This is a genomic window from Variovorax sp. GW458-11-26-14-LB1, from assembly GCF_059423965.1.
Genome location: NZ_JBWKYW010000009.1, coordinates 14315 through 35667 on the forward strand (window position 1 = coordinate 14315; position 21353 = coordinate 35667).

Annotated in this window: 20 protein-coding genes; 15 read left to right on the forward strand and 5 right to left on the reverse strand. The window is 69.5% G+C overall.

The features are described 5' to 3' along the window. Window positions 1-66: 66 nt before the first annotated feature. Genes dxs through xseB form a run of 3 tightly spaced genes read right to left on the reverse strand, consistent with a single transcriptional unit; the run spans window position 67 to window position 3126 of the window. Window positions 67-1911, reverse strand: a complete 1845-nt coding sequence (gene dxs / locus AC07YS_RS08700) for a 1-deoxy-D-xylulose-5-phosphate synthase (RefSeq protein ID WP_070061821.1) — start codon at window positions 1909-1911, stop codon at window positions 67-69. Window positions 1912-1933: 22 nt separating this feature from the next. Next, a complete protein-coding gene (locus tag AC07YS_RS08705) occupies window positions 1934-2863 on the reverse strand; it encodes a polyprenyl synthetase family protein (protein ID WP_495268516.1) in 930 nt (309 codons plus the stop codon). Then, on the reverse strand, window positions 2860-3126 hold the full coding sequence (xseB, locus tag AC07YS_RS08710) for an exodeoxyribonuclease VII small subunit (protein WP_062468817.1): 267 nt from the start codon (window positions 3124-3126) through the stop codon (window positions 2860-2862). Before xseB ends, AC07YS_RS08705 begins: the two co-directional genes overlap by 4 nt. Window positions 3127-3399: 273 nt before the next feature. Between xseB and AC07YS_RS08715 the strand changes: the two genes are divergently transcribed. From AC07YS_RS08715 to AC07YS_RS08750, 8 genes are all read left to right on the forward strand, one after another. After that, window positions 3400-4545, forward strand: a complete 1146-nt coding sequence (locus AC07YS_RS08715) for an aromatic ring-hydroxylating oxygenase subunit alpha (protein WP_095744298.1) — start codon at window positions 3400-3402, stop codon at window positions 4543-4545. Window positions 4546-4603: 58 nt separating this feature from the next. Next, complete coding sequence (locus tag AC07YS_RS08720; RefSeq protein WP_495268517.1) at window positions 4604-5536, forward strand: DMT family transporter; 933 nt, start codon at window positions 4604-4606, stop codon at window positions 5534-5536. Between the two features lie 53 nt (window positions 5537-5589). Beyond that, complete coding sequence (locus AC07YS_RS08725; RefSeq protein ID WP_062468825.1) at window positions 5590-6498, forward strand: sulfurtransferase; 909 nt, start codon at window positions 5590-5592, stop codon at window positions 6496-6498. Continuing rightward, window positions 6495-7085 carry a DUF2796 domain-containing protein gene (locus AC07YS_RS08730; RefSeq protein ID WP_495268518.1) on the forward strand — a complete coding sequence of 197 codons (591 nt, stop codon included), beginning with the start codon at window positions 6495-6497 and terminating at the stop codon, window positions 7083-7085. Before AC07YS_RS08725 ends, AC07YS_RS08730 begins: the two co-directional genes overlap by 4 nt. A gap of 4 nt (window positions 7086-7089) precedes the next feature. Continuing rightward, window positions 7090-7836, forward strand: a complete 747-nt coding sequence (locus tag AC07YS_RS08735) for an ABC transporter ATP-binding protein (RefSeq protein ID WP_307584837.1) — start codon at window positions 7090-7092, stop codon at window positions 7834-7836. Next, a complete protein-coding gene (locus AC07YS_RS08740) occupies window positions 7833-9095 on the forward strand; it encodes an ABC transporter permease (RefSeq protein ID WP_495268519.1) in 1263 nt (420 codons plus the stop codon). The genes AC07YS_RS08735 and AC07YS_RS08740 overlap by 4 nt, the downstream gene beginning before the upstream one ends. Window positions 9096-9097: 2 nt before the next feature. Next, the gene (locus tag AC07YS_RS08745) at window positions 9098-9724 is read left to right on the forward strand and encodes a DUF3299 domain-containing protein (protein WP_095744294.1); all 627 of its coding nucleotides are present in this window, start codon (window positions 9098-9100) and stop codon (window positions 9722-9724) included. A 188-nt stretch (window positions 9725-9912) separates the two neighbouring features. Continuing rightward, window positions 9913-12132 (forward strand): DUF3300 domain-containing protein, encoded by a 2220-nt coding sequence (locus tag AC07YS_RS08750; protein ID WP_495268520.1) that lies wholly within the window; start codon window positions 9913-9915, stop codon window positions 12130-12132. Between the two features lie 40 nt (window positions 12133-12172). Here AC07YS_RS08750 and AC07YS_RS08755 read toward each other — a convergent pair whose 3' ends face one another. Further along, window positions 12173-13444, reverse strand: coding sequence for a glutamate carboxypeptidase (locus AC07YS_RS08755; RefSeq protein WP_492734511.1), 1272 nt, complete (start codon window positions 13442-13444; stop codon window positions 12173-12175). A gap of 136 nt (window positions 13445-13580) precedes the next feature. Between AC07YS_RS08755 and AC07YS_RS08760 the strand changes: the two genes are divergently transcribed. Together AC07YS_RS08760 and AC07YS_RS08765 are read left to right on the forward strand one after the other, a co-directional pair. Continuing rightward, window positions 13581-14219 carry a class I SAM-dependent methyltransferase gene (locus AC07YS_RS08760; RefSeq protein ID WP_495268521.1) on the forward strand — a complete coding sequence of 213 codons (639 nt, stop codon included), beginning with the start codon at window positions 13581-13583 and terminating at the stop codon, window positions 14217-14219. 176 nt (window positions 14220-14395) lie between these two features. Continuing rightward, complete coding sequence (locus AC07YS_RS08765) at window positions 14396-16048, forward strand: ankyrin repeat domain-containing protein (protein WP_495268522.1); 1653 nt, start codon at window positions 14396-14398, stop codon at window positions 16046-16048. A 20-nt stretch (window positions 16049-16068) separates the two neighbouring features. Here AC07YS_RS08765 and AC07YS_RS08770 read toward each other — a convergent pair whose 3' ends face one another. Next, complete coding sequence (locus AC07YS_RS08770) at window positions 16069-16896, reverse strand: sulfite exporter TauE/SafE family protein (protein ID WP_495268563.1); 828 nt, start codon at window positions 16894-16896, stop codon at window positions 16069-16071. 102 nt (window positions 16897-16998) lie between these two features. On the opposite strand from AC07YS_RS08770, the gene AC07YS_RS08775 reads away from it, so the two are divergent. The 5 genes from AC07YS_RS08775 (at window position 16999) to AC07YS_RS08795 (ending at window position 21213) form a co-directional block, all read left to right on the forward strand. Further along, window positions 16999-17763 (forward strand): AraC family transcriptional regulator, encoded by a 765-nt coding sequence (locus tag AC07YS_RS08775; RefSeq protein WP_495268523.1) that lies wholly within the window; start codon window positions 16999-17001, stop codon window positions 17761-17763. A 74-nt stretch (window positions 17764-17837) separates the two neighbouring features. Next, window positions 17838-18278 (forward strand): surface-adhesin E family protein, encoded by a 441-nt coding sequence (locus tag AC07YS_RS08780; protein ID WP_495268524.1) that lies wholly within the window; start codon window positions 17838-17840, stop codon window positions 18276-18278. A 169-nt stretch (window positions 18279-18447) separates the two neighbouring features. Next, window positions 18448-19821 carry a chromate efflux transporter gene (chrA, locus tag AC07YS_RS08785; protein ID WP_495268525.1) on the forward strand — a complete coding sequence of 458 codons (1374 nt, stop codon included), beginning with the start codon at window positions 18448-18450 and terminating at the stop codon, window positions 19819-19821. A 10-nt stretch (window positions 19822-19831) separates the two neighbouring features. After that, the gene (locus AC07YS_RS08790; RefSeq protein ID WP_495268526.1) at window positions 19832-20758 is read left to right on the forward strand and encodes a Fe-Mn family superoxide dismutase; all 927 of its coding nucleotides are present in this window, start codon (window positions 19832-19834) and stop codon (window positions 20756-20758) included. After that, window positions 20755-21213 carry a chromate resistance protein ChrB domain-containing protein gene (locus tag AC07YS_RS08795; RefSeq protein ID WP_495268527.1) on the forward strand — a complete coding sequence of 153 codons (459 nt, stop codon included), beginning with the start codon at window positions 20755-20757 and terminating at the stop codon, window positions 21211-21213. The genes AC07YS_RS08790 and AC07YS_RS08795 overlap by 4 nt, the downstream gene beginning before the upstream one ends. Window positions 21214-21353 lie beyond the last annotated feature (140 nt).

Consider the following 21353-nt stretch of genomic DNA (forward strand, 5'->3'; position numbering starts at 1 on the left):
TGAGTCCTTTTGATTGTAAAAACGCGCTTACAGGTGGCCGGCGGGGGTTTACCCTGCGACCTCTTGTCAAACGAAGCGTTTCTTGATCGCGGCGGCGATGCCGTCAGCATCGAGGCCGATCGATGCGAGCAGCTTGGCCGGATCGCCGTGTTCGATGAAGCGGTCGGGCAGGCCCAGTTGCAGCACCGGCTTCTGGATGCCGGCGGCCTGCAGGGCCTCGACCACCGCACTGCCCGCGCCGCCCATGATGGCGCCCTCTTCGAGCGTGACGAGCGCGTCGTGCGTGCCCGCCACCTGCAACAGCAACTCGACGTCGAGCGGCTTGGCCCAGCGCATGTTGACCACGGTCGCATCGAGCGACTCGGCTGCCGTGAGCGCCGGGTACAGCAAGGTGCCGAACGCGAGGATGGCGATGCGCTGGCCTTCGCGGCGGACCTCGCCCTTGCCGAAGGGCAGCGCGTCGAGCGTGAGGTGCGGCGTGGTGCCGGCGCCCGCGCCGCGCGGGTAGCGCACGGCCACCGGGTGGTTCTGTTCGTAGGCGCTCGTCAGCAGCTGGCGGCACTCGCGCTCGTCGGCCGGGCAGGCGATGCTCATGTTGGGAATGCAGCGCAGGAACGGGATGTCGTACGCGCCCGCGTGCGTGGCGCCGTCGGCGCCCACGAGGCCCGCGCGGTCGAGCGCGAACACCACGGGCAGGTTCTGGATCGCCACGTCGTGGATCAGCTGGTCGTAGGCGCGCTGCAGGAAGGTCGAGTAGATCGCCACCACGGGCTTCAGGCCCTCGCAGGCCAGGCCGGCCGCGAAGGTGACGGCGTGCTGCTCGGCAATGCCGACGTCGTAGTAGCGGTCGGGGAAGCGCTTTTCGAACTCCACGAGCCCCGAGCCTTCACGCATCGCGGGCGTGATGCCCACGAGGCGGCCGTCGTGCGCAGCCGTGTCGCACAGCCACTGGCCGAAGACCTGCGTGAAGGTCTGCTTGGCCGCCGTGGTCGACTTGACCAGCCCCACCTGCGGATCGAACTTGCCCGGGCCGTGGTAGGCCACCGGGTCGGCCTCGGCGAGCTTGTAGCCCTGCCCCTTTTTCGTGACCACGTGCAGGAACTGCGGGCCGTCCAGGTGCTTGAGGTTCTCGAGCGTGGGCACCAGCGAGTCGATGTCGTGGCCGTCGATGGGGCCGACGTAGTTGAAGCCGAACTGCTCGAACAGCGTGGCCGGCACGACCATGCCCTTGGCATGCTGCTCCAGGCGCTTGGCCAGCTCGAACAGCGGCGGCGCATTGCGCAGCACGCTCTTGCCGACGCTCTTGGCGGCGGCGTAGAAATTGCCGCTCATGAGCTGCGCGAGGTAGCGGTTGAGCGCGCCCACCGGCGGGCTGATCGACATGTCGTTGTCGTTCAGGATGACCAGCAGCTTGCAGTCGCACACGCCCGCGTTGTTGAGCGCCTCGAAGGCCATGCCGGCCGTGAGCGCGCCGTCGCCGATGATGGCCACGGCATGGCGCTTCTCGCCCTTCTGCTTGGCCGCCATGGCCATGCCGAGCGCGGCCGAGATGCTGGTCGACGAGTGGGCGGTGCCGAAGGTGTCGTACTCGCTCTCGGTGCGCTGCGGAAAGCCCGAGATGCCGCCGAGCTGGCGCAGCGTGGGCATGCGCTCGCGCCGGCCCGTGAGGATCTTGTGCGGGTAGGTCTGGTGGCCCACGTCCCACACCAGCCGGTCGTGCGGCGTGTTGAACACATGGTGCAGCGCCACCGTCAGCTCGACCGTGCCGAGGTTGGAGCTCAGGTGGCCACCGGTGCGCGAGACGTTGTCGAGCACGCAGGCGCGCACCTCGTCGGACAGCTGCTTGAGCTGGGCCCGGTCGTACTGGCGGATCGGCGAAGGGTCGTGGAGAGTGGGAAGCAGCGGAGCCATGGAGGTGGGTTCTTTGTTCTTCTCAGCGGTCGCGGTCGACCACCATGTGGGCCAGGGCGCGCAATGCCGAGGTGTCGGCCAGGCCGCTCTTGTTCAGCGCGGCGACGGCGTCGGCGAGCAGCTGGCTCGCCTGCGCGCGCGCGCCGTCCAGGCCGAGCAGCGACACGTAGGTGGGCTTGTCGGCCGCGGCGTCCTTGCCGGCGGTCTTGCCCAGGGTTTGCGAGTCGGCGGTGACGTCGAGGATGTCGTCGACCACCTGGAACGCCAGGCCGATGGCGGCGCCGTAGTCGCGCAGCGCCGCCAGCGCGGCCGGCGACACGGTGCCGCAGGCGGCGCCCATCTCGACGCTGCCCTGCAGCAGCGCGCCGGTCTTCAGGCGATGCATTTCGCGCAGCTGGGTTTCGTTCAGTGCGATGCCGACGCTGGCCAGGTCGATGGCCTGGCCGCCGGCCATGCCCTGGCTGCCGGCCGCGCGCGCCAGCAGGCGGCACAGCAAGGCCTGCATGGCGGCAGGCACCTCGTCGCCCTCGGGCGCGAGCAGCTCGAAGGCCAGCGCCTGCAGCGCGTCGCCCGCGAGCAGCGCGTCGGCTTCGCCGAACTTCACGTGCACGGTGGGCTTGCCGCGGCGCAGCACGTCGTTGTCCATGCACGGCAGGTCGTCGTGCACCAGCGAATAGGCGTGGATGAGTTCGGTGGCGCAGGCCGCACGCAGCGCGGCGTGGGCGTTGCCGCCGACCGCTTCATTGGCCGCGAGCACCAGAAGCGGCCGCAGCCGCTTGCCGCCGTCGAGCACGGCATAGCGCATGGCATCGCCCAGCAGCACCGGCGCATCGACGCCGACCCAGCGCGACAGCGCCGCTTCGACCGCGGCCAGGTGGGGCTCGGCCCAGCCGGCCAGCGTCTTCGCGTCCCAGGGGGTGGTGGCGGTGGAGGTCATCGGGACGGCGCTCATTCGGCCGTCCAGGGCTTGAGGCTGCCCGCGTCGAGCACCTTGATCTGGTCCTCGACCGCCTGCAGCTTGTCGCGGCAGAAGCCGAGCAATGCGGCACCGCGCTGGTAGCTGCCCAGCAGCTGGTCCAGCGGCAACTGGCCCGATTCGAGTTCTGCAACCAGTTGTTCCAGTTCCTGGAGCCCGGCTTCGTAGCTGGCGGGCAGCGGCCCGGTATCGGGCGTGGCCGCCGGGCTGGTCGTGGAAGGAGAAGGCACCTTGGGCATGCAACGAATCGTGGATGAAACGGAACATTTTAGGGCGGGGGCGCAACGAACCGCCGGGCAGCCCGCGCACGCGCGCGCGACCCTTTGCAACACCCTGTATGACGCCCGGCCATGCGAGGCAAAAACCCGGCGGGCGCAAAAATGCCCCCCGGGTACAATCCCCGCTTCCCCCGCCGGTCGCACCGGCACACCTCTTCGGGCCGTCACCCTTGCAGACGGCGCCTTCCGTTTTTTTCTTTTTTTCTCCCTGTGGGGAGCTTGGTCAGGTCCTCCATGTCTGATTTAAGTCTTCAACTGCAGCAGGCCGCGAGCCAACTTCCAGTTACCGCGTATTTCGACGAGGCCTTGTACGCCCGCGAAATGCAGAACCTTTTCGCGCGAGGGCCCCGCTACGTCGGGCACCGACTGGCCGTGCCCGAGCCGGGTGACTTCCACACCCTGCCGCAAGAGCACCAGGGCCGCGCGCTGGTCCACACGCCCAAGGGCGTGGAGCTCATCTCGAACGTCTGCCGCCACCGCCAGGCCCTGATCCTGCAGGGCCGGGGCCAGCTCGACGCCCAGACCGGCGGCAACATCGTCTGCCCGCTGCACCGTTGGACCTACGCCGCCAAAGACGCGCGCACCACCGGCACGCTGATCGGCGCCCCGCATTTCGACCAGGACCCGTGCCTGAACCTGCACAACTACCCGCTCACCGAATGGAACGGTCTTCTGTTCGAGAAGAACGCCGACGGCAGCGGCCGTGACGTGGCGGCCGACATGGCGGGCCTGGGCCCGCAGGCCGACCTCGACTTCTCGGGCTACGCGCTCGACCGCGTCGAGCTGCACGAGTGCAACTACAACTGGAAGACCTTCATCGAGGTCTACCTCGAGGATTACCACGTCGGCCCGTTCCATCCCGGCCTGGGCAGCTTCGTCACCTGCGACGACCTGCGCTGGGAGTTCAAGCCCGAGTTTTCGGTGCAGACGGTGGGCGTGGCCAACCGCCTGGGCCGCGCGGGCAGCCCGGTCTACCAGAAGTGGCAGGAGCAGTTGCTCAAGTACCGCGACGGCAAGCCGCCGAAGTACGGCGCGATCTGGCTCACCTACTACCCGCACGTGATGATCGAGTGGTACCCGCACGTGCTCACCGTGTCGACGCTGCACCCGGTGAGCCCGACCAAGACGCTCAACATGGTCGAGTTCTTCTACCCCGAGGAAATCGTCGCCTTCGAGCGCGAGTTCGTCGAAGCCCAGCAGGCCGCCTACATGGAGACCTGCGTGGAGGACGACGAGATCGCCGAGCGCATGGACGCCGGCCGCCGCGCGCTCATGCTGCGCGGCGACAACGAGACCGGCCCCTACCAGAGCCCCATGGAAGACGGCATGCAGCAGTTCCACGAGTGGTACCGCAACGCGATGCAACAACCACGCGCCTGAACGCCGCCCCGCCCCGCACCCGCCGGGGCTTTCTTTTTTCTGATCTGGATGTCAATCGATGCAAGCGCTGTGGATGGTGCTCGGGGCCTTTCTGTTCGCCACCATGAGCGTGGTCGTGAAGGTGGCCTCCGAATGGTTCAACAGCGGTGAGATGGTCCTGGGGCGCGGCCTCATCGGCATCGTGTTTCTCTGGCTGCTGGCGCGCAACCGCGGCACCTCGCTCGCCACCAAGTACCCCGGCATGCACACCTGGCGCAGCACCATCGGCGTGGTGTCGCTGGGCGCGTGGTTCTACGCCATCGCCCACATGCCGCTGGCCACGGCCGTCACGCTCAACTACATGAGCAGCGTGTGGGTCGCGGCCTTCCTGGTCGGCGGCGCGCTGCTGGCCTGGGTGCCGGTGCCCGGGCGCGACGGCCGCATCGAGCGCCCGCCGCTGCAGGGCCCGCTGGTGATGACCGTGCTCGCGGGCTTTGCCGGCGTGGTGCTCATGCTCAAGCCCACGGTGGGCGGTGGCGACGGCTTCGCGGGCATGCTGGGCCTGTTGTCGGGCGTCACGGCCGCCTTTGCCTACATGCAGGTGGTGGCGCTGTCGCGCATCGGCGAGCCCGAGCTGCGCACGGTCTTCTATTTCGCGGTCGGCTCGGCCGTGGCCGGCGCCTTCGCCACGGCCGCGACCGGGTTTTCGGGCGGCAGCTCGTGGACGTGGCAGCATGCGCTGTGGCTGCTGCCGATCGGCCTCTTGGCCGCCCTCGGACAGCTGTGCATGACCCGCGCCTACGCCACCGCCAAGACCCAGGCCGGCACACTGGTGGTGGCGAACCTGCAATATTCGGGCATCGTGTTCGCGGCCTTCTACAGCGTGGTGCTGTTCGACGACCGCATCGACGCCGCCGGCTGGGCCGGCATGGCGCTGATCATCGCCAGCGGCATCGCGGCCACCGTGCTGCGGCAGCGGGCCGTGCCGAAGGCGCCAGCCGAGGAACACTGAACGCTGCAGCCACGGCACCCATCGCCGAACCATTTTTCGAAGGAGCTTCCGCCATGTACACCACCCTCATCTCCGTCGAACAACTCAGGCAGCTGCGCGAGGGCGACTCGCCCCTCATGGTGTTCGACTGCAGCTTCGACCTCATGAAGCCCGAGGCCGGCGCACAGCTGTACGCCGCCGCGCACATCCCGGGCGCGCAGTACGCCAACCTCGACACCGACCTCAGCGCGAAACACGGCCTGCCCGGCGCGCGCGGCGACGTGGTGGTGGCGCAGGACGACGGCGTGCCCGCCTCGGGCGGACGCCATCCGCTGCCCAGCCGCGAGAAGTTCGCGGCCTGGCTCTCGTCCGTGGGCTTCTCCAACACGATGCAGGCCGTGGTGTACGACCGCAACGGCGCCAACTACTGCGGGCGCCTGTGGTGGATGCTCAAGTGGATGGGCCACGACGCCGTGGCCGTGCTCGACGGCGGCCTGCAGGCCTGGCAGGCCGCGGGCGGCGAAGTGACCGACCGCGAAGAGCCCGCGCGCTTCCAGTCGAATTTCGTACAGGGCGAGCCGATCGCCAGGCTCGTGACCACCGACACCGTGGTGCGCCGGCTCGGCCAGCCTGACCAGAACCTGATCGACGCGCGTGCCGGTGCACGTTACCGCGGCGAGGTGGAACCTCTGGACCCGATCGCGGGTCACATCCCCGGGGCCCTGAACCGGCCCTTCGCCGACAACATCGGTCCCGACGGCAAGTTCAAGCCCGCCGCGCAACTGCGCGCCGAGTTCGAAGCGCTGCTCGCGGGGCGCGATGCGGCGACCGTCGTCCACCAGTGCGGCAGCGGCGTGAGCGCCGTGCCCAACCTGCTCGCGATGCAGATCGCGGGGTTCGGGACGACCGCGCTCTATGCCGGCAGCTGGAGCGAATGGAGCAACACGCCGGGGCTGCCGACCCGGCAAGGCGCAGAACCATGATGCACACCCTGCACACCCGACTTCGACGCACGTCCTCCGGCTTCGCACTGACCGCCGCCGCGCTGTTCGCGGCCGCCATCCTTCCCGCACAGGCCCAGCAACAGCACGCGCATGTGCACGGCCAGCTCAAGCTCGACGTGGCCATCGACGGGCCCACCATCGTGATCGCCATGGAATCGCCGCTGGACAACATCGTCGGCTTCGAGCGCGCACCCAAGACCGACGCCGAGAAGAAGACCGTCGAGGCCGCCATCGCCCAGCTGCGCGCGGCCGACAAGCTCTTCACCATCGACCCCGCCGCCAACTGCAAGCTCGGCCCCGTCGACCTGCGCTCCGGCGCACTCGGCCTGGGCAACCCCGACCCCGCCGAATCGGGCGGGCACGCCGACCTCGACGCCTCTTTCTCCTTCAACTGCACCCAGGCCGCCGCCGCGAAGTTCATCGACGTGAACCTGTTCTCGGCCTTCAAGGGCGCACGCCAGATCGACGTGCAGATCGCCAGTGCGCAAGGCCAGTTCAAGCGCCAGCTGAAGCGCCCGAGCGGCGCGCAGGCGGCGCAGCCTTCCCGCCTGACGCTGGGCAAGTGACAGCGTGAGCACCCTCCCGCAGGCCGAGACCACGCACTTGCGCGTCGTGCTCGCCGCCGAAGCCCTGCGCTTCACCTGGCCCGGCGTGAAGACACCCTGCATCGACATCGAGGCCCTGCGCATCACGGCGGGTGAATCCGTGTTCCTGCACGGCCCGAGCGGCTGCGGCAAGAGCACGCTGCTGTCGCTCTTGGCCGGCGTGCTGGTGGCCGACGAAGGCCGCGTCACGCTGCTGGGCCACGACTGGGCCAAGCTCTCGGGCACGCAGCGCGACCGCGCCCGCGTGGCGCACGTGGGCTACATCTTCCAGCAGTTCAACCTGCTGCCCTACCTGAGCGTGCTCGACAACGTGCTGCTGCCCTGCCGCTTCTCGGCACGGCGCGAGGCGCAGGCGGCGCGCAACGGCAGCTCGCGCGATGAAGCCGAGCACCTGCTCGACCAGATGGGCCTGGACCGCGCGCTGTGGAAGCGCCAGGCGCTGCAGCTGTCCGTGGGCCAGCAGCAGCGCGTGGCCGCGGCGCGCGCGCTCATCGGCCAGCCCGAGGTCGTCATCGCCGACGAGCCCACCTCCGCGCTCGACGAAGACCGGCGCGAAGCCTTTCTCGACGTGCTGCTCACAGCCTGCGCCGTGAACCACAGCGCGCTCGTGTTCGTGAGCCACGACCAGCGCATCGCGCAGCGCTTTGCGCGGCACGTGCTGCTGCCGGAGATCAACCGTGCGGCATCGAGCGCGATGGCGGTGGACGCATGAGAGCCTTGTTTTCCATCGCATGGCGCAGCGCTTGGAACCGCCGCTTCACGCTCGCGCTCACCGTGTTCTCGATCGCGCTGTCGACCTTCCTGCTGCTGGGCGTGGAGCGCATCCGCACCGAGCTGCGCGAGAACTTCGCCTCGTCGGTCTCGGGCACCGACCTCATCGTGGGCGCGCGCACCGGCTCCACGCAGCTCCTGCTGTACTCGGTGTTCCGCATCGGCGCGGCCACCAACAACATCTCGTGGAAGAGCGTGCAGGCGCTGCAGGCGCACCCCGGCGTCGACTGGGTGGTGCCGCTGTCGCTCGGCGATTCGCACCGCGGCTTCTCGGTGCTCGCGACCACGCCCGAGTACTTCTCGCACTTCCGCTACGGCGACCGCCAGACCTTGAAGCTGCGCGAAGGCCAGCCCTTCGACGCGCTGTTCGACGCCGTGGTCGGCGCCGAGGTGGCCGACAAGCTGGGCTACCACGTGGGCCAGAAGATCACGCTGGCGCACGGCAGCGGCGAACTCAACGTGGCCGAGCATGCCGACAAGCCCTTCACCGTGGTGGGCGTGCTCGCGCGCACCGGCACGCCGGTCGACCGCACGGTGCACATCGGCCTGGCGGCCATGGAAGCCATCCACCTCGAATGGGTGGGCGGCGCGCCGATGCCGGGCGTGAAGATTCCGGCCGAGCAGGTGCGCAAGTTCGACCTCACGCCCAAGAACGTGACGGCCGCGCTCGTGGGCCTGAAGAACCGCGCCGCCGTGTTCGGCGTGCAGCGCTGGATCTCCACCTACACCGGCGAACCGCTGATGGCCATCCTGCCCGGCGTGGCGCTCGACGAGCTGTGGAGCGTGATCGGCATCGGCGAGAACGCGCTGCTGCTGATGTCGGCCCTGGTCGCGCTCGTGAGCCTGGCGGGGCTGGTGTCGGTGGTGATGGCGGGCCTGAACGAACGCCGCCGCGAGCTCGCCGTGCTGCGCGCCGTGGGCGCGGGCCTGCGCCACGTGCTGGCGCTGCTGGCGCTCGAAGGCGCGCTGGTCACCGTGCTGGGCGTGCTGCTGGGCGTGACGATGGCGGTGCTCGGCATCGCCCTGCTCTCGCCATGGCTGCAGGCGCAGTTCGGCCTGACGCTGAGCCTGTCCGAACCTACACTGAACGAATGGCTGCTGACGGCGAGCCTGCTGGTCGCCGGCTGGCTCGCGAGCCTGCTGCCCGGCATCCGGGCCTATCGACTGTCGCTGGCCGACGGCCTTTCTCCGAGAATCTGACCATGACGAAGACCTCCACTCCCCGCGTGCTCACCGCCTTGTCGATGCTGCTGGCCGGCGCCGGCCTCGCAGCCGCCGCCTGGGCCGCCGAGCCCGCACCGAAGGACACCACCGCGACCAACCCGCTGGGCGGCAAGCCGGCCGCCACCGCGCCGCAGGCCGCGTCGGGCCAGCCGCGCCAGATCAGCTGGGAAGAGCTGGTGCCCAAGGACTGGGACCCGGCCAAGGCCTTCAAGGGCATCGACCTGAGCACGCTCGACGACGGCGACCCGCGCGCCAACGAACTGCTGATGAAGATGCAGGAGGTGTCGAACAACGCGCCCACCAACCCCGCGCTCAACGGCGTGGAAGTGAAGATCCCCGGCTTCATCGTGCCGCTCGAAGAGGCCAAGGGCGAGGTCACCGAGTTCCTGCTCGTGCCCTACTTCGGCGCCTGCATCCACACGCCGCCGCCGCCGGCCAACCAGATCCTGCACGTCATTCCGCAAAAGGGCGCCAAGTTCCGCGCCATGGACACCGTGTGGGTCACCGGCAAGCTGCAGACGCTGCGCAACGACTCGATGATGGGCGTGAGCGGGTACCACGTGAAGGCCAGCAGCGTCACCAAGTACTCGGGCGGCGCCAAGTAACGACACAGAGGTTCTTCCCCGGGCGATCGCCACGTCGCCCGGTGGTCTCGTGGTCCTGCGCCGACAGCACAGGCGGCGCACCGCCGACACAGACCGTTGCATCCGGGGCGCAGGCTGTGTCATCGCCTGCTCTGGCCCGCCGTTGAAGGAGTTCCGGGCACCCTGCCGGCGTCTTCAGGACATGCCAGATGACACCCTCTCCCCACCGCCCCCTCCTTCAGCGGCGCCTCATGGCTTCGCTGTGCGTCGCAGCGTTGTTCGTTGCAGGCTGCGACAAGCCCGCAGCACCGCCTCCCGCCGCTGAAGCACCGGCCACCCAGGCACCAGCCCCCGCGCCCGCCGCCGCGCCGGTGCCGGCCGCCTACACGCCGCCCTCGGCCGAGCAGCTCTACCAGCTGGTCGCGCCCATCGCGCTGTACCCCGACAAGCTCGTCGCGCAGATCCTGGCCGGTGCCACCTACCCCGATCAGATCACCGCGGCCCACGGCTGGCTGCAGCAGAACCCCACGCTCAAGGCCGGCCCGCTCGCCGATGCCGCCAACCAGCAGCCGTGGGACCCGAGCGTGAAGTCGCTCACTGCGTTCCGGCCCGTGATGGACCAGATGGCCGGCAACATCGCGTGGACCACCTCGCTGGGCAAGGCCTACTACAACGACCCGGCCGACGTGATGAACGCGATCCAGGTGATGCGCCAGCGCGCATCGAAGGCCGGCCGCCTCAAGAACAACGACAAGCTGCGCGTGGCGCGCGCCGCGACGCCGCCCAACTACACGCCCGCGCCCGACATGCAGCCGATGTACGCGGGCCCTCTGGTGATCGAGCCGCCCGAGGAACTCATCACCATCGAGCCCGTGCAGCCCGACGTGGTGTACGTGCCGCGCTACGACCCGCAGGTCGTGTACGACACGCCCGTGGCCGTCTACCCCGGCTATGCCTATGCACCGCCGCCGGTGGTGGTCGAGCCCGGCTACAGCCGCGGCCAGGTGGCCGCGGTGGGCGCGCTGGCCTTCGGCAGCGGCGTGATCGTCGGCTCGGCGCTGGAGCGCCACGGCTGGGGCTGGAACGCCTGGAACATGAACTGGGGCGCGCCGCGCTGGCGCGACCGCGCGGCACCGCCGCCACCGGCCTACCGGCCCGCGGTGGTCTACAACAACAGCACGTATGTGTCGCGCTCGACCACCGTCGTCAACAACGTGCGCAACGTCTACAACAACAACTACGCAGGCGATCGCAGCAGCCCGCCGACCGGTGCGGCGGCATGGCAGGCAGCTCAGCAGCAAGAGCAGTTGCAGCAACAGGCGCGTGCCCAGCAACAGCAGCAACAACAACAAGCGCTGATGCAGCAGCAGGCGGCCCAGAACCAGTTGCGCGAACAACAGCAAGCGCAACAGGAACAGGCTCGGCGCCAGCAACAGGTGCAGCAGGAACAGGCCTTGCGCCAGCGCCAGGACCAGCAGGAGCAGGCCCGTCGACAGCAGATGCAGCAGCAACAAGCGGCACAGAACCAGCAACGTCAACAACAGGCGCAGCAGGAGCAGGCACGGCGTCAGCAGCAGATGCAGCAGGACCAGGCCCTGCGCCAACGCCAGGATCAGCAGGAACAAGCCCGTCGCCAGCAGATGCAGCAACAGCAGGCCACGCAAGACCCGCAGCGTCGACAACAGGCCCAGCAGGAGCAGGCACGGCGCCAGCAGCAAGCGCAGCAGGAACAGGCACTGCGTCAGCGGCAAGACCCGCAAGAGCAAGCCCGTCGACAACAGATGCAGCAACAGCAGGCCGCGCAAGACCAGCAACGCCAACAACAGGCGCAGCAGGAACAGGCACGACGCCAGCAGCAAGCGCAACAGGAGCAGACACTGCGTCAACGCCAGGACCCGCAGGACCAAGCCCGTCGCCAGCAGATGCAGCAGCAACAGGCGCAACAGGAACAGCTACGTCACCAGCAGGAACAGCAGCAGGCCCAGGCCGCCCAGCAACAGCAACGGCAGGCGCAGCAGGAACAGGCCCGGCGCGCGCAGCAGATGCAGCAGCAGGCTCAACAGGAACAGGCCCAGCGAGCGCAGCAGATGCAGCAACAGGCTCAACAGGAGCAGGCCCGTCGCCAGCAGCAGTTGCAACAGCAACAACAGGCACAGGCGCAAGCCGCGCAACAGCAACGCCAGGCCCAGATGGAACAGGCGCGCCAGATGCAGATGCAACAGCAGCAAGCCGCCCAGGCCCAGCAACGCCAGCAGCAGGAGCAGATGCAGCGCCAGCAGGCCGTACAAAACCAGGCCCGTCAGCAGCAGCACCAGCAGGAACAGATGCAACGCCAGCAGGCGCAACAGCAGCAAGCCCAGGCTCAGGCCGCAGCGGCGGCGGCTGCCGCCCATCGCCGCCGCCCGGGCGATCCCAACGCACCGCAGTGAACCCGCGGCCCCTGCCGCGGGCGCACTGCGCGCTACAAACTCAGTTCTTGCCGATCTCGGTCAGCAGCCGCGTCACGAGGTACAGGCGCGGCACGATCGAGTCGACTTCGATGTACTCGTCGCGCGCGTGGTAGCCGAAGCCCGCGAGGCCGAAGCTCTCGACCACCGTGGCCTTGCCCGAGCGGCCCGCAAAGCCGGCGTCGGTGCCGCCGCCGGTCATCGGCGTCAGCGCCAGTTCGCGGTCGAGCTCCTTGTAGATCGCCTGCGCCTTCTCGGCCAGCGCGCGGCCCTTGGCGCCCGCGACGAAGGCCGGGCGGCCCACCTCGACCTTCACCGTGGTCTCGGTGTCGGGAATCAGCTTGCCGCTGGCGATCTTGGCCTGCAGCGCCTCGGTGAGTTTCTTCTCGGCGCCGGGCTGCGTGATGCGGATGTCGCCCAGCGCCTGCGCCTTCTCGGTGATCTGGTTGATCGGGCCGGTGGCGCGCGCCACGGTCCAGTTCAGCGTCACGCCGGGGATGTCCTTGGCGAGGTCCTTGGTCTGCAGCATCTGGTACGACAGCTCGTACAGCGCGTTGCGGCCCAGCTCGGGCGCAGCGCCGGCGTGCGCCGCGCGGCCCTTCACCTCGAGCGTGGCCTGCGCGATGCCGGCCGCGCCGAGCAGCAGCGACTCGCCCTTGGCCACGGCCTTGGCGGCCGTCGGCTCGAAGGACAGCACGGTGTCGTGCAGGTCGGCCGTGGTGGCGATGAGTTCGCCCGAGCCCACCGAGCCCACCTCTTCGTCGGGGTTCACGAGCACGGTGAGCGTGTCGTAGTCGCGCCAGCCCGCGTCGGCCAGGATCTTCAGCGACGCCATCATCACCGCGAGGCCGCCCTTGTCGTCGGCGATGCCGGGGCCGTAGATGCGGTTGCCGTCCACCTTGTAGGGCTGGCTGTTCAGGATGCCCGGCGCGTACACCGTGTCCATGTGGCCCTGCAGCATGATCTTGCGCTTGCCCGTGCCCTTGATCGTGCCGATGACGATGTCTGCGCCCGCGCCGGCCGAGGCCTTGCGGCGCTCGGTCTTGAAGCCGGCCGCCTTCAGGCGCCCTTCGATCACGTCGGCCATCTTCATCAGGCCCTCGACGTTCAGGCTGCCCGACTCGATGGACACCATCTCCTTCAGGTTGTCGATGACGGCGGGCTGCGCCTTCTCGGCAGCGGCGAGCAGCTTCGCATCGGGCGCCGCCTGCGCGGTGGCCGCGGCGCCGAGCGCCAGGCCGCAGGCCAGGGCGACGGAACGCAGGGAGAAGAAAGACGAGGTACGCATGGTCATGAGAGTCTCTTTTCCTGGAGTGATTGGCGGGCGCCAGCATAGCGACATGGCGGGCGAAGCGGCGCAAATCGGCGACAGCGCCCGGGCGGCGGTTTACAGTGCGCCGCACCCTTCCACACGCCGCCGATCCAAGACCATGAGCCTCGCGAACGACGCCAGATTCTGGGACCGCAGCTCGCGCCGCTACGCGAAGAGCGCCATCGCGGACGAGGCCGGCTACGCGCGCACGCTCGAGCGGACCCGCGCCCTGTTCCAGCCCGACGCGCGCGTGCTCGAACTGGGCTGCGGCACCGGAACGACGGCCCTGCGCCTCGCGGGCCACGCCCGCGCGTACCTGGCGACGGACATCGCCGAAGGCATGATCGCCATCGCCGAAGAGAAGCACGCCGCCGCCCCGGTCCCCGGCCTGGCGTTCCGCGTGGCAACCGCCGAGACGCTGGCACCGGGCGAAGGCCCCTTCGACGCCGTGCTGGGCTTCAACTACCTCCACCTGGTGCGCGACCTGCCCGGCACGCTGCGCCGCATCCACGCCCTGCTCGCGCCGCAGGGCCTGTTCGTCTCCAAGACGCCCTGCCTCGGCGACATGACCCCTCTGCTGCGGCTGGCCTTGCTGCCCGCGATGCGCGCGATCGGTCTGGCGCCGCATGCCGGCGTGTTCCGAGCGACGGAGTTGGGGGCGCATCTGCAGGCCGCCGGCTTCGAGGTCCTTGCGAGCGAGAACCACGCGACGAAGGGTGGCGAGAACCGCCCCTTCATCGTGGCGCGCAAGCGGTGACCCGGGCTTCGGCGCGCGGCGTCGCCCTGCCCCAATCCGCTACCATCCGAGCCGCGGTGCAAGCCGCGCCCGGGCCCGCGGGAAGGGTTGAACCCACTTGCCTTCTTCATGACGATCCACAGCCTTTTGTGCAGCCGGATTTGCGGGTCATCGGCGCCTGATGCACGGAGGTTTCCATGAAGCGCATTCCCGCCCGGCCCGACATCGGCCACCTGAAGAAGCAAGCCAAGGAACTGCTGGCGCTCTACCGCAGCAACGATCCCACGGCCTTTCACCGATTTCGCAGCGCTCTGCCGGCCGCAACGGGCAAGACCGACGGCGCCCTCGCAGCCCAGGGCTTGCGTCTGCACGATGCCCAGTCGTGCGTGGCGCGCGAGTACGGCTTCGCGTCGTGGGCCGACCTGCAGGGCTTTGTCCTCGCCCGCAGGGCGCAGGTCGATGAGCCGGCCAAAGCGGTGCTCCATTGGCTGTGCCTCGTGTACGCGGGCGACATCGCCGGCGGCACGAACCGCGCACGGCCCGCGGCGGCCTTGCGCATGCGCGACGAGAACCCCGCCCTGGTGGCCGGTGGCGACCCTTGGGTGGCCTGCGCCATCGGCGATGAAGCCACGCTGCGCCACGCCACCGCGCAAGACCCGGCATGGGTCCATCGCGCGGGCGGCCCGCTGCACCTGCCGCCGCTCGTCGCCGTCACGCATTCCGGCCTGATGCAACTACCGGACAATCGCGAACGCCTGCACGCGTGTGCGAAGTTCCTGCTCGACGCCGGTGCGTCCCCCAATCAATCGGCAGGCAACCGCTGGCCTCCCGCATCGCTCGAAACGCCCGCCGACACCGAGCGGCTTTCCGCGCTGTACGGCGCGGCCGGCCAGAACCACGGCCCCGAACTGACCAAGCTGCTGCTCGACGCCGGGGCCGACCCGAACGACGGCGAATCGCTGTACCACTCGCTGGACCAGCCCGCCTGCACGAAGCTGCTGCTGGAAGCCGGTGCGCGCGTGACGGGTTCGAACGCGCTGTACCGGGTGCTCGACCTGGACGACGTCGGGACGTTGCGCCTCCTGCTCGCACACGGCGGCGACGCGAACGAGCCGCCGCAGGGCCCGCCCATCTCGGACTGGGGTTCGCCACTGCTGTGGGCCCTTCGCCGCCGCCGCTCGCCCGCACATATCGAGGCCTTGCTGGCCGCCGGCGCGCGACCGGACGCGTGCACGCCGGATGGCACGCCCGCCCACACCGTCGCCCTGCGCTTCGGGCTGACCGAGGTCGCGCGGCTGCTGCAGGCCGCAAGCGGCGACCCGGTGCCGCTCCCCACCAGCGAAGCCTTCATCGCCGCATGCGCGCGCGGCGACGAAGCCACGGCGCGAGCGCTGCAGGTGCGGCACCCTGGCCTCATCGGCTCGCTCGACCCCACGCAGCTTCGCCTGCTGCCCGAGCTCGCAGCGCAGGGCTGCAGCGATGCGGTGAAGGCGATGGTCACGCTCGGCTGGCCGCTCGAAGTCCGTGGCGGCGACTGGGACGCCTCGGCGCTCAACCACGCCGTGTTCTGCGGCGATGCGGCGCTCACCCGGTTCCTGCTCGCACACGGTGCCGACTGGCAGGCGCCGCACGGCTTCGGCGACAACGCCTGCGGCACCTTGTCGTGGGCCTCGCTCAACGAGCCCGTCGAAGGCGGCGACTGGGTCGGCTGCGCCCAGGCCCTGGTGGCGCACGGCATGCCTCCCGCGCGGCCCGACCCGCAGGACGCGAACGGTGTGCTCATCGGTGCGCGGCGCAGCGTGTTCTCGGACGAGGTCACGGACTTCCTGCTGGGCGCGTCGATGGCGTGAAGCGGGGCGGTGCCGCGCGCTCAGCGCACCACCATCGCCCCGAACACCACGATCAGCAAGGCCAGGTACACCTTGGCGTGGATGCGGTCCGGAATGCGCCCGATCCACAGCGCGGCGACGCGGATGCCGATCCACGAACCCACCACGAGCGCCGCCGCCGCGCGCACGTCGACATACCCCACATGCCACGGCCCGAACGCCGGCGTCGAGGTGGCGGACAGGGCCACGTAGGTGGCCGTGCCGGCCAGCGCGACCGGCAGCGACAGCGGATTGGCCATGGCCGTCGCACGGCGCATCTCGATGCCGCGACGGCGCATGAGCGGCACCGTCATCACGCTGCCGCCGACGCCGAGGAACGCCGCAATCCAGCCGATCGCCAGGCCCGACAGCGTCGTGGCCGCGAGAGAGGGCGCCGCCTTGCTCGCCACGATCGGCGAAAGAAAGCCGGGGCGCAGCCAGCAGTCCACGATGGTCAGCGCGAGGTACGCCGCAAACGCCCAGCGCAGCCATTCCCCGTGGACCGCGGTGGCGGCCAGCGCCCCCAGCACCGCACCGGCGCCGATGACGCCCAGCAGCGGCCGGATGTGCGACCAGTCCAGCGTCCCCGCTCGCTGATGGCGCCACGTGGCCAGCAGCGCGCCGAAGACCATCACGCAGGTGGACGTGGCCACCGCGATCTGCACGGCCGACTGCCCGACGGCGCTGTCGGCCGCATTCAGCTGGGACAGCAGCTGGTAGAGCAACGGGACCACGACGAATCCGCCGCCGAAACCGAACAGCACGGTGGTCACGCCCGTCAGGCATCCGCACACCACCAACATCACATACAACGACACAAGGCACTCCATCGACACGGAAAGAAGCCTCGAGGCTAGAGTTCGAGGGGCTGGCGCGCTTGCGATGTTCGGTCAACAATATTTGCGTTCCGGCCAACCCACCGATCCGCTGCCGTGCGCAACCAGCCTCTCGACACCCTCGACCCCACGCCCCGCGCCGTGCTGGCCATCGGCACCGACTACGCGCCCGGCACCCTGCTCGAAATGCACAGCCACCGCCGCGCCCAGTTTCTCTACGGCGCGACCGGGCTGATGGAGGTGGGCACGGACGACGGCGCCTGGGTCGTGCCGCCGCACAGCGGCGTCTGGATTCCGGCCGGCAAGCCGCACCGGGTGCGGATGGTGGGCGTCAGCACCCGCAGCCTCTACATCGAGCCGGCCGCTGTGCCGCGCGGTGGTCCGCAGTGCGAAGTGCTGGCGGTGTCGCCGCTGCTGCGGCAGCTGCTGATCGAGGCCATCGACGTGCCGGCGCTGTACGACGAGCGCGGCCGCGACGGCCTGCTGATGTCGCTGGTGCTGCAGGAGGTCGGCCGCGCGGCGGCCCTGCCCTTCTTTGCGCCGCTGCCGGGCGAGCCGCGACTGGCGGCGCTGTGCATCGCCTTCCTGCACGCGCCCGACGTGCGCACCTCGCCCCTGGCCTGGGCGCAGCAGCTGCACCAGAGCGAACGCACCTTCAGCCGGTTCTTCCGCCAGCACACCGGGATGGCGTTCGCCGAATGGCGCAGCCAGGCCTGCCTGCTCTCGGCCATGGCCCAGCTGGCGATGGGCCGGCCGGTGACCGCGGTGGCGCTTCAGCTGGGCTACGACAGCCCGGGCGCCTTCTCCACCATGTTCCGCAAGCGGCTGGGGCAGAAGCCTTCGGCGTTCATCGCGGCCTGAGGCGCAGGTTCTCGCCCGCGGCGATGCATGGCATTCTTCGCCTGCTTGCCACCGATTCACAGGGAGTGAAACCAATGAAGCCTCGTCTGCCCAAGCACCGCGCCGTGCTGGCATGCCACCTCGTCGCCTCCGCCTTCGCTGCAGCGACCTTGCTGACTGCAGTTGCCACACACGCCGCCGACACCTGGACCGAGATCGCCACCACCCCGCGCAAGCAGGTGCTGCTGCAACGCGATTCGATCAAGCCGCATGGCGATGCCGTGGAAGCGTGGACGCTCTACCGCTACGACGAGCAGCAGACCGACGTGGGCAAGACCCCGTTTCGCACCTCGCGCTATCTCTACGACTACGACTGCAAGGGCCGGCGCGAAAAGATGCGCCGCGTCGTCAGCCACAACGGGCCGCTGGAAGTGCACGACATCGACCTCGCCCGTCGCAGCGATTGGAAGCCCGTGGGCGGCCCGACCACGGTGAGCGGGATCGTGTTCAAGCGCGTGTGCGCGCAGGTGCGCTGACCAAAAAATGCACAGGCGCTTTCCAGCAACGTGAAGAGGGCCTGAGGGCCCTGCGTTGCCAGCAGGAACGGCCACTGCTACGATGCCCTTCCGCGGGAAAACAGCCTCCCGCGCTGCAAAGCAAGACGGTGTCCCGTCCAAGCGCTGGTGACCCTCAACGGAGTTTTCCGTGGACACCGCCTTGCCTGACGCCCCCTCTGCGCTTCCTGCGCCCCCCACGCCCATTTCCTTTGCCGAAGCGCTTCGCTTCTGGCTCAAGCTCGGCTTCATCAGTTTCGGCGGGCCCGCCGGGCAGATCGCGATCATGCATGCGGAGCTGGTCGAGCGACGGCGCTGGATCAGCGAAAAGCGCTTCCTGCATGCGCTGAACTTCTGCATGCTGTTGCCCGGCCCCGAGGCGCAGCAGCTGGCCACCTACATCGGCTGGCTCATGCACCGCACGCGCGGCGGCCTCGTGGCCGGCGCCCTGTTCGTGCTGCCCTCGCTGTTCATCCTCATCGCGCTGTCGTGGGTCTACCTGCGCTTCGGCAACGTGCCGGTGGTGGCCGGCATCTTTTACGGCATCAAGCCCGCGGTCACCGCGCTGGTGCTGCATGCGGCGCACCGCATCGGCAGCCGCGCGCTGAAGAACCGGTGGATGTGGGGCATCGCCGCCGCGGCCTTCATCGCCATCTTCGCGTTCGACGCGCCGTTTCCGGCGATCGTGCTGGCGGCCGGCCTCATCGGCCACTTCGGCGCGCGACGGGCGCCCGAGGTGTTCGCACTCGGCGGCGGCCACGGCAGCGCGCAACAACACTACGGCCCGGCGCTGATCGACGACGACACGCCCACGCCGGCGCACGCGCGCTTTTCCCGCGCGCACCTGCTGAAGATCCTGGGCATCGGCCTGGGCCTGTGGCTGCTGGCCATGGGCGTGCTCGTCGCGACCCAGGGCCTGCATGGCACGCTCACGCAGATGGGCGGGTTCTTCACCAAGGCCGCGCTGCTGACCTTCGGCGGCGCCTATGCCGTGCTGCCCTACGTGTACCAGGGGGCCGTCGAGCAGTACCACTGGCTCTCCGGCGCGCAGATGATCGACGGGCTGGCGCTGGGAGAAACCACGCCGGGGCCGCTCATCATGGTCGTGGCCTTCGTCGGCTTCGTCGGCGGCTGGCTGACCCAGGTGCTGGGGCCTGATTTGCTGTTCCTCGCCGGCGCGCTGGCCGCGACGGTCGTCACCTTCTTCACCTTCCTGCCCTCGTTCATCTTCATCCTGGCCGGCGGGCCCGCCATCGAGGCCACGCACGGCCGGCTGGGCTTCACGGCGCCGCTGTCGGCGATCACCGCGGCGGTGGTGGGCGTGATCCTGAACCTGGCGCTGTTCTTCGCGTACCACGTGCTCTGGCCGCACGGCTTCGCAGGCCGCTTCGACGCGATCTCGGCGGTGATGGCCGTGGCCGCGGCCATCGCCCTGTTCCGCTTCAAGGTCGGCGTGATGACGCTGCTCGGTGCCTGCGCGGCCATCGGGTTGGCGCTCACGTGGCTGTCTGCCCTGCCGCGCTGAAGGAGTTCCCATGGACGCCCGGCCCCAACCATTGCCCTTCGACCCCGCCACGCTGCGCGGCTTGTCGCAGAAGCTTCTGAACAGCCATCACCAGAACAACTATGGCGGCGCCGTCAAGCGCCTCAACGCCATCCGCGCGCAGCTCGCCACGGCATCGTTCACCGCCATGCCCGGCTTCGCGCTCAACGGCCTCAAGCGCGAAGAACTCATCGCCACCAACTCGATGCTGCTGCACGAGCTGTACTTCGCATCGCTCGGTGGCGATGGCCGGACGATGGAGCCCGCCATGGCGCTCGCCCTGGCGGCAAATTTCGGCAGCGTCGATCGATGGCGCGAGGAATTCGCAGCGATGGGCAAGGCGCTTGGCGGCGGCTCGGGCTGGGTGCTGCTCAGCTTCCAGCCGCGCGAGGGCACGCTGGTCAACCAATGGGCTGCTGACCACACCCATGCGCTGGCGGGCGGCGCGCCCCTGCTGGCGCTGGACATGTACGAGCACGCCTACCACCTGGACCACGGCGCCGCCGCCGGCGCGTACGTCGATGCCTTCATGGCCAACATCGACTGGGCCCCGGTGTACACGCGCTACCAGCAGGCGGTGCACGCTGCCAGCGAACCCTTCGGCGCGGCGCAGGACGACGTGGCCGGTTCGATGCTGCTCGACGTGCGCCGTGCCGGCGTGTTCGCGCAAGCCGCGTCGATGCTCCCCGGCGCCCGCTGGCGCGACCCGGCCGCGGTCGATCGCTGGGCCGCCGAACTCCCGGCCGATCGCGCGCTGGTCGTCTACTGCGTGTACGGCCACGAGGTGGGACGCAGCACGGCCCTGCGGCTGCGCGCCGCGGGCCTGGACGCACGTTATCTGCGCGGCGGCATCGACGGCTGGCAGGCCGCCGGCCGGCCGCTCCAGCCCAAGCCTGCCGACCCAGGAGTAACGCCATGAAATGGATCACCCGCGAACGCCCGAAGATCGACCGCATTGCCTGCCCGTGGCTGATCCTGCGCTTCATCGACCGCGAGGCCGAGTTTCTCTACGTGCCGCCGGCGGACGTGCTGGCCATGGCGCAAAGCACCGGCGCCACGCCCTACGACATTCCGGGCGTGGCGATGAGCCACGTCGGCGAGCGCTGCAGCTTCGACGCCTTCCTCGCGAAGTACCGGCTCACCGAGCCTGCGCTGCACCAGCTGGCCGACATTGTGCGCGGGGCGGACACCTCGCGGCTCGACCTCACGCCGCAGTCGGCAGGGCTCTACGCGATCTCGCTGGGCCTGTCGCGCGTGTTCGCCGATGACCACGTCATGCTGCAGCACGGGCTCGTGATGTACGACGCGCTCTATGCCTGGTGCAGCGAGGGCCGTGGCGAGACGCACAACTGGCCGCCGAAGATACCGGGTTGAAACGGATCGACGAACGACTGACGAACACGGAGGACGATGGCCTGCCTTGCCGGAAGCACGCTAACATTTCGCCCGGCTCCGCCGCACCACCCGGGTCGGACCCTTGAGCGCACAGCGACAACCCAGGGTGTCACCGCAAA

Coding starts and splice junctions, on each gene's coding strand:
- AC07YS_RS08795 (WP_495268527.1), top strand. CDS start 20,755: ATGAAATGGATCACCCGCGAACGCCCGAAGATCGACCGCATTGCCTGC.
- AC07YS_RS08755 (WP_492734511.1), bottom strand. CDS start 13,444: ATGACCATGCGTACCTCGTCTTTCTTCTCCCTGCGTTCCGTCGCCCTG.
- AC07YS_RS08760 (WP_495268521.1), top strand. CDS start 13,581: ATGAGCCTCGCGAACGACGCCAGATTCTGGGACCGCAGCTCGCGCCGC.
- AC07YS_RS08745 (WP_095744294.1), top strand. CDS start 9,098: ATGACGAAGACCTCCACTCCCCGCGTGCTCACCGCCTTGTCGATGCTG.
- AC07YS_RS08715 (WP_095744298.1), top strand. CDS start 3,400: ATGTCTGATTTAAGTCTTCAACTGCAGCAGGCCGCGAGCCAACTTCCA.
- AC07YS_RS08770 (WP_495268563.1), bottom strand. CDS start 16,896: ATGGAGTGCCTTGTGTCGTTGTATGTGATGTTGGTGGTGTGCGGATGC.
- AC07YS_RS08725 (WP_062468825.1), top strand. CDS start 5,590: ATGTACACCACCCTCATCTCCGTCGAACAACTCAGGCAGCTGCGCGAG.
- AC07YS_RS08750 (WP_495268520.1), top strand. CDS start 9,913: ATGACACCCTCTCCCCACCGCCCCCTCCTTCAGCGGCGCCTCATGGCT.
- AC07YS_RS08705 (WP_495268516.1), bottom strand. CDS start 2,863: ATGAGCGCCGTCCCGATGACCTCCACCGCCACCACCCCCTGGGACGCG.
- AC07YS_RS08780 (WP_495268524.1), top strand. CDS start 17,838: ATGAAGCCTCGTCTGCCCAAGCACCGCGCCGTGCTGGCATGCCACCTC.
- AC07YS_RS08790 (WP_495268526.1), top strand. CDS start 19,832: ATGGACGCCCGGCCCCAACCATTGCCCTTCGACCCCGCCACGCTGCGC.
- AC07YS_RS08730 (WP_495268518.1), top strand. CDS start 6,495: ATGATGCACACCCTGCACACCCGACTTCGACGCACGTCCTCCGGCTTC.
- AC07YS_RS08765 (WP_495268522.1), top strand. CDS start 14,396: ATGAAGCGCATTCCCGCCCGGCCCGACATCGGCCACCTGAAGAAGCAA.
- AC07YS_RS08740 (WP_495268519.1), top strand. CDS start 7,833: ATGAGAGCCTTGTTTTCCATCGCATGGCGCAGCGCTTGGAACCGCCGC.
- xseB (WP_062468817.1), bottom strand. CDS start 3,126: ATGCCCAAGGTGCCTTCTCCTTCCACGACCAGCCCGGCGGCCACGCCC.
- AC07YS_RS08720 (WP_495268517.1), top strand. CDS start 4,604: ATGCAAGCGCTGTGGATGGTGCTCGGGGCCTTTCTGTTCGCCACCATG.
- dxs (WP_070061821.1), bottom strand. CDS start 1,911: ATGGCTCCGCTGCTTCCCACTCTCCACGACCCTTCGCCGATCCGCCAG.